Genomic DNA, 6,519 nt, shown 5'->3' on the forward strand with positions numbered 1-6,519 from the left:
ACTTTAAACTCTAAGACAAACATTTTACGCAGGGGGTACTTAGATAAAATCAGTATAGCACAATAAAAGTTAAGTTAACAAGCTATAGTTTAAAAAGCCGTCCTAAAAGGACGGGGCTTTAACCCAAAATTTCGGTAAAATCCACCCGCTGATATAAATCTGTCAGGGATATTTGAAAATCTAGAGAAAACAAAGTTAAAATCGCTTCTTGATCGTGATAATCCCGAAATGCCCAATGATCGCCTCTTTTATGAAATTGTTCGATATAATAACCATATTGATCGATTAAAATATATTCTTCAAAACTATTAAGAGAGCGATAAAACTTAAACTTATCACCCCGATTATAGTCTTGAGTAGATTTTGATAAAACCTCGATAATCACCTGTGGATTGGTAATCGTATCGGTGCGTCCTCTTTCAAGAATTGGTTCCCCCTTAACGATCATAAGATCGGGATAGGTGTATACATTATAGGTGGGTATGGCCAAGCGTAGATCGGTGATAAATATATCATAGGCTTGATTCTGGATAGTTAAGGGAAATCTTCTGTAAAAATTTCCCGCAATGCGATTATGGTTAGGAGTTCCCCCAGTCATAATAATAATTTCTCCATCTCGATACTCGTGTCTGTCGGTGGCAGTTTCCTCTAGTTGAAAGTATTCTGCGACTGTGTAGCGTTTCTCAGTGGTTGCGACCATATTGCCCCCTTGAAAGCAAAGCTCTGTCTTTATAATAACCTGTTTTCTGAAAAGGTACAATTATCGGTTTTAATCAGGTGCTGACTGCCGTATAAATATCGAGAGACCTTGTTAACCAGGTCTCTCCAAAGTGGGTGGGATTATTGTTGCTAATTTGTTAATCCGGTCGGGATAATTTGAGGATAGCGCCGGTGACTTTCATGCTTTCTTGATAAAGCACGTCCTTGCCCCAACGCTGCAACTGTTTACCTAGCAGAGTTTCTGTTTTTTGGTCTTCCAGATGGGCTACTTGTTCAATGCGGCAAGATTGGGCCCCTCCCGAAGCTTCCATCCGCATACAGCCGGTAGTTCCCGAACAAATTACCGTACAACAATCAGCCTGAAGATTAGTAGAACTGAGTTTAATACTAATCAGATCCCCTTGTACCTCACCCCAATCGGCCACGGGAATACCAGCTAATTCTGCTTCAATTAAACGCTGGTCCTGACCGAGGAAGCTAATCCGATGAATAGCGTAATCTCCCGACCGGTGACTATATCCCACTGGTCGCCATTGTAACCGGCTGGCCATCCAACCGAGGAACATAAAAGCTTGGCAAGGATTGCCCTTTTCATAATCAATAGTGATGCGATCGACTTCCAGAATAGCATCCCGGCGCTCCGGTGGATCAAAAGCCTCGGCGGTTAGTTCTTGCCAAGGGGCGAGACGACTCCAGTTCAGGTCAGCCAATGGTACATCTGTTGCTAGTAAATCCCCCACTTGCAGCAGTTCCGTTTCCGGTTCCCGAAAAGTGCTGGAATCGACGATAATCGTATCACATTGACTGGCCAGACGCTTAAATAGTCCATATTCCGCATCGGGACTAGCTTTCCACCAGAGAAATTTGGGCAAACTGGGAATAGTTAACTCGGAAATAATGCCGCCAATTCGTTCCAAAGCTTCCGCCGTACCGCTTAAAGTGACGTATTCACAGCAAACTAAAGTGTTCTGACTACGTTTGTTGACGGGACAATAGGCAGAAACGGAGGCTTTTACCCCTTCATCGGCCTCGGCGGTGGGACAGAGGGTAATAATGCGACAGGGATTGGAAGCAGCGATCGCATCTGCGACCCCAATCGCATCCAAATCGGCGGCGTATTGACGATGATTAGCCCCGTCCTCGGCGTTTTTTTCCGCTTCCCAGGCTGCCCTTAACCGAGCGACAAATTCATCGCTAGAAAGCCCGGTTACTTCTAGTTCTAGGTCCTTCTGGGCGACTTTGATCGCGGCGTGGGTCCGGGGACCGGCAATACCATCAATCGGGCCGGTGTAATAGCCGAGAAGGGTTAACAATTCCTGTACCGCATCGGGTTCATAGACAATAAAGCTAAAGGTGGTGGCCCGGGTGGCGGCCATACCATCCTCATTATCATTATAGGATTGCCAGATATCGCGCAGTTCCTGCTCGATCACATCGATGGAAACATCTTTCGGTGCTTGCAGGGAGACAATGGGGGGGCTTTGGGTGGTCATGTCAGTTATCAGTTATCAGTTATCAGTTACCAGTTACCAGTTATCAGTTATCAGTTACCAGTTATCAGTTACCAGTTATCAGTTATCAGTTATCAGGTGTGAGTTTTTAGTGAATAGTATTAAGCGACAAGCTCGGAGCTGCCTTTTAACTGTTTACTGCTCACTGTTTACTGCTCACTGTTTACTGCTCACTGATTACTGTTTACTGCTCACTGATTACTGTTCACTGTATTAGAGTCGTCGCCAACGACGGCCATCGCGGTTAAGGAGAAATTCCGCTTCTGTGGGTTCCCAAGTACCCGCTTCGTATTGGGGTACGGAGGCAGGATCGGCGGGAGCGTCCCAAGCGGCGAGAGCGGGAGTAACGATGCGCCATGCTTCTTCTACCTCGTCAGAACGGGTAAATAGGGTTTGATCTCCTAGCATAGCGTCTAAAAGTAGGCGATTATAGGCATCAGCGCTGGCAACACCGAAGGAGGAACCATAACTAAAGTCCATTTCTACCGTGCGCGTGCGTAATTCCGACCCCGGCATTTTTGCCTCAAAACGCAGGGCAATACCTTCATTAGGCTGAATTCGCAGACTCAGTACATTTGCATTAGTTTGTTGGGCTGCCGATTGGAAGATTAATAACGGCACATTGCGGAATTGGATGGCAATCTCGGAAACTTTTTTGGGCAGACGTTTACCCGTACGCAGATAGAAGGGGACACCCTGCCAACGCCAGTTATCGACGATTAATTTCATGGCCACGTAGGTGGGAGTGGTGGATTCCGGATTAACCCCCGGTTCTTCCCGATAGCCCGGAATGGGTTTTCCTTTCATCCAACCGGCTTTATACTGGCCGCGGATGGCGGATTTTTCTAGGTTATTGATATCGGCCAGGTGAGTCGCTTGCAGGACTTTGACTTTTTCGCCGCGGATACTATCAGCGTTAATAGCGTTGGGTGCTTCCATCGCCGTTAAGCAGAATAACTGCATCAGGTGATTTTGCACCATATCCCGCAAAGCCCCCGATTTTTCGTAATATCCGGCCCGATCCTCCACTCCCACGGTTTCGGCCACGGTAATCTGGACGTGATCGATAAATTGACGATTCCAGAGGGGTTCAAAGATGGCGTTAGCAAATCGGAACACCAGTAAGTTTTGGACGGTTTCCTTGCCTAAATAGTGGTCAATGCGATAAACTTGGTTCTCCTGACAAACCTCTTGTACGACTCGATTGAGAACTTGGGCAGAACTGAGGTCTTTGCCAAAGGGTTTTTCGATCACTAACCGGTGTTTAATTGGGTCTGTAAGCATTCCGGCCGCCCCAAGGTTTTTAAGGCCGGGGGGAAAGAAATTAGGAGAAACCGCTAGATAAAAGACTCGATTGCCGCGGGTTCCCCGCATTCCGTCTAATTCTTCCAGAAAGACTTTCATTTTGGCGTAACTTTCTGGATCGTCCATGTTGCCGGGGAAATAGTACAAGCCTTGGGCGAAGTCTTGCCAATATTCCTCACTACCAATCCCGTCAGAAAATTCTTCGATGCCTTGGCGCATCTGTTGGCGAAAATAATCATGACTCCACTCTCGGCGCGCTGTACCGACGATGGTTAATTCGGCCGGCAGTCGTCTTTCCCGTTTCAGTTGATAGAGGGCAGGAACCAGTTTTCTTTGGGTTAAGTCTCCCGATGCCCCAAAAATGACTAAAATTAGGGGTTCTGGGGTTCTTTCTTGTCGCAATCCCACTCGGAGAGGATTTTCGAGCAGCTTTACCATAGGATTTTGTCTAGCCGAGGTGCATTATTTCCCAGTTTAGCGATAATACTCGACGGCATACCTAAAGTAAAAATTAACAACCACAATCAGTGATCAGTGATCAGTGATCAGTAATCAGTGATCAGTGATCAGTGATCAGTGATCAGTAAACAGTAATTATATTAAATCTGGTTATTAAAGACTGATTATTTATTCCTCCTTTTGCATGAGTGCCTAGGCTTTTTTGAAATCAAAAAGTTCGGGGTCTGGGAGTGAGCGGGGGGAAAATTGGGGGACTTTTTCCCTGAAAATTAGGTAATTGACCACCTAAAAATGGATAAAACCCCACACCCCACACCCTACCCCTAGGAAAAACTTTTTCAGCAAACCCTGATTGAGGAGAGGCCGTTATTTTTTGGCGGTTTTAACACAATCGAGGGTACGGACAATGGCGGCTGCTGCGTAGTTACGACGGGCGGGGTCATTTGGTACAAAAGAACTACCCTGTTCGTTCAAGGGAGAGGCCACACCGCAAAATCCCGACATCTGGGTAATTAAACTGGCAGCCCAATGACCGGAAGTATCAGAAAAATTGACGGGGGTTTTAGTTTGGGCTAAATCGGGGGCTTGTTTTTGCTGAGTTTTCAGGTAGGTGGCGGCCTGTTTGAGAATCGCCATCAATTCGGCCCTAGTGATGGGGTCGGTGGGACGGAATTCGCCGTTAGCTTTGCCAGCAACAATACCATTAGCCCGGGCCCATTGGATTTTTTGGGCACTCCAGCGCGTCGCTTCTACGTCGTTAAAACTGCCGCTGCCGGGGGGAATCGCTTCTAGGTTAATTTTGGTGACAGTTCCCATCCCTTCAATAATCATCGAGACGAATTGTTCCCTGGTGACGGGATTTTCGGGGCGGAAGGTGTTATCTTCTTTAAAACCGGCCACTACCCCAAGCGCGATTGCTTTTTCAATCTCAGTTTTATAGATATCGCCGCTAATATCCTGAAAACTGGCCCCGGAAGTGGGGGGGGGAGTGGTTTCGTTGATGGGAGGTCTGCCGCCAGCTGCGAGAACTTCCGCTTCTTTGCCGCTAAAGTAGAAGTGGCCTAAACTTTTGCCTTGGAAAGTACGACGGCTAAATCTCCAACCCGGTTCGAGGATAATTTTCATAAATCCTGTTTGCATTCCTCGGGTTCTTCCCACCACTAATTCCGGTCTGCGAGCATCCCGGGGAGTTCCCACTAAGTATAATTGGCCATTGCGTTCCACAATACGCAGGATGTAATCTAGCCCAAAATCCCGGCCATCGAGACGGATAGAATAACCATTACTATCGGTGGCGCGGCGACAAATGCCGGTAAAGTCAAAGTTGAGGAGCAGCGGGTCGATCATGACGGGATTTGAGCCGCTTTCGCTCCAACACTTCTGTTTTCCCTGGATTTGTTCCAATACTAGCAGGTCAAATTTATTACCTCCGTAGGGACGAGCGATCGCTATTACCTGGGTCTGCTCGATGTCCTGTTCGTCAAAGTTGACCGCTGGTGTGGCAGTTATGCCCAAGGTCATTAGGGCGGTTAGGGCGATCGATAATCTGGCTTTCATAATCTTTAATCTATAAGACGATTTTTGCAGTAAAAATAGACGTGCTAGTCCCAATATTCTAAGACTGAATGCTTCCGGTTGTTGTTCCAGACTGCGCCGGATTGTTGTCTGTCCGCACAAGTTTTCTCTCAATCTTCAATTTCCGAACCTATTTATCCTGGCAATATTCTGATGGAACTGGTGGGTTGATCAATATTAATTCGGTTAGCTGTTGAAACTGGGGAGATTTTGGCGAACTGTTGAAAATTTTAGCCAGCCATTCGAGTCTTAGGCTAAGATGGGGAGAGAGGCTTTTAATTGGCCGCAGCCCTTGACTTCCTCACAGGATTTAAGCCCAATAATTGCCTAAAAAATTGCAGTTAATCGATTGAGGGCTATCAGTGCTGAGGTAAATTATCATAGTTCATTAGCTCTGGTGAGCCATTGCCTTTTCTTTGGTGTGTGTGAGGTAAACAATTGTCACTAACCCCGCCCTAAAAGCGACGGGGCTTGCCTAGACCAATTTAGGCGACGCAAGTAGAGACTACCGCATCGAGACACAATCTGGCACAGACCTCCGAATACTTCCCTAGTTCGGATTCCCTCTAAGCTTTATTGGTAAAGCGTTGTTAGACAAGACATCTTGATTGTGTTGCGGTAAGGGACATTAACTTCACTCTTAAGGATTATCTCCATGCCAAGAGTTCCTGTTATCTCAAAAGACGGAAAACCGTTGATGCCCACCAAACCCAGTCGGGCCAGACGGTGGATTAAAGAAGGAAAAGCCATCGGTAAATTCAACGACTTAGGTATTTTCTATGTCCAGCTAACCGATGAATCCTCTAACAACAAAACCCAACCGATTGCCATTGGTATTGACCCGGGTAAATTATTCTCTGGAATTGGCGTTCAATCCTCTCTTTTTACTCTTTGGAAAGCTCACTTAGAACTTCCTTTTAAACGAGTAAAAGAGCGCATGGACAATAGA

5 protein-coding genes are annotated in these 6,519 nt (G+C 46.6%); 1 reads left to right on the top strand and 4 read right to left on the bottom strand.

Annotation, left to right across the window (positions count from 1 at the left end; genetic code table 11):
* Positions 1-118 precede the first annotated feature (118 nt).
* The 4 genes from IM319_RS13250 to IM319_RS13265 form a co-directional block, all read right to left on the bottom strand.
* Positions 119-700, bottom strand: a complete 582-nt coding sequence (locus tag IM319_RS13250) for a Uma2 family endonuclease (RefSeq protein WP_287078657.1) — start codon at positions 698-700, stop codon at positions 119-121.
* A gap of 157 nt (positions 701-857) precedes the next feature.
* Positions 858-2,213, bottom strand: coding sequence for a glucose-6-phosphate dehydrogenase assembly protein OpcA (gene opcA, locus IM319_RS13255; RefSeq protein ID WP_286825415.1), 1,356 nt, complete (start codon positions 2,211-2,213; stop codon positions 858-860).
* Between the two features lie 231 nt (positions 2,214-2,444).
* On the bottom strand, positions 2,445-3,974 hold the full coding sequence (zwf, locus tag IM319_RS13260; RefSeq protein WP_287078655.1) for a glucose-6-phosphate dehydrogenase: 1,530 nt from the start codon (positions 3,972-3,974) through the stop codon (positions 2,445-2,447).
* A gap of 387 nt (positions 3,975-4,361) precedes the next feature.
* Positions 4,362-5,552, bottom strand: a complete 1,191-nt coding sequence (locus tag IM319_RS13265; RefSeq protein ID WP_287685734.1) for a DUF3747 domain-containing protein — start codon at positions 5,550-5,552, stop codon at positions 4,362-4,364.
* A 673-nt stretch (positions 5,553-6,225) separates the two neighbouring features.
* On the opposite strand from IM319_RS13265, the gene IM319_RS13270 reads away from it, so the two are divergent.
* Positions 6,226-6,519 (top strand): RRXRR domain-containing protein (locus IM319_RS13270; protein ID WP_287735901.1); only part of this gene is annotated, 294 nt, incomplete at its 3' end.

The organism is Microcystis sp. M113S1 (assembly GCF_020246945.1).
GTDB lineage: Bacteria > Cyanobacteriota > Cyanobacteriia > Cyanobacteriales > Microcystaceae > Microcystis.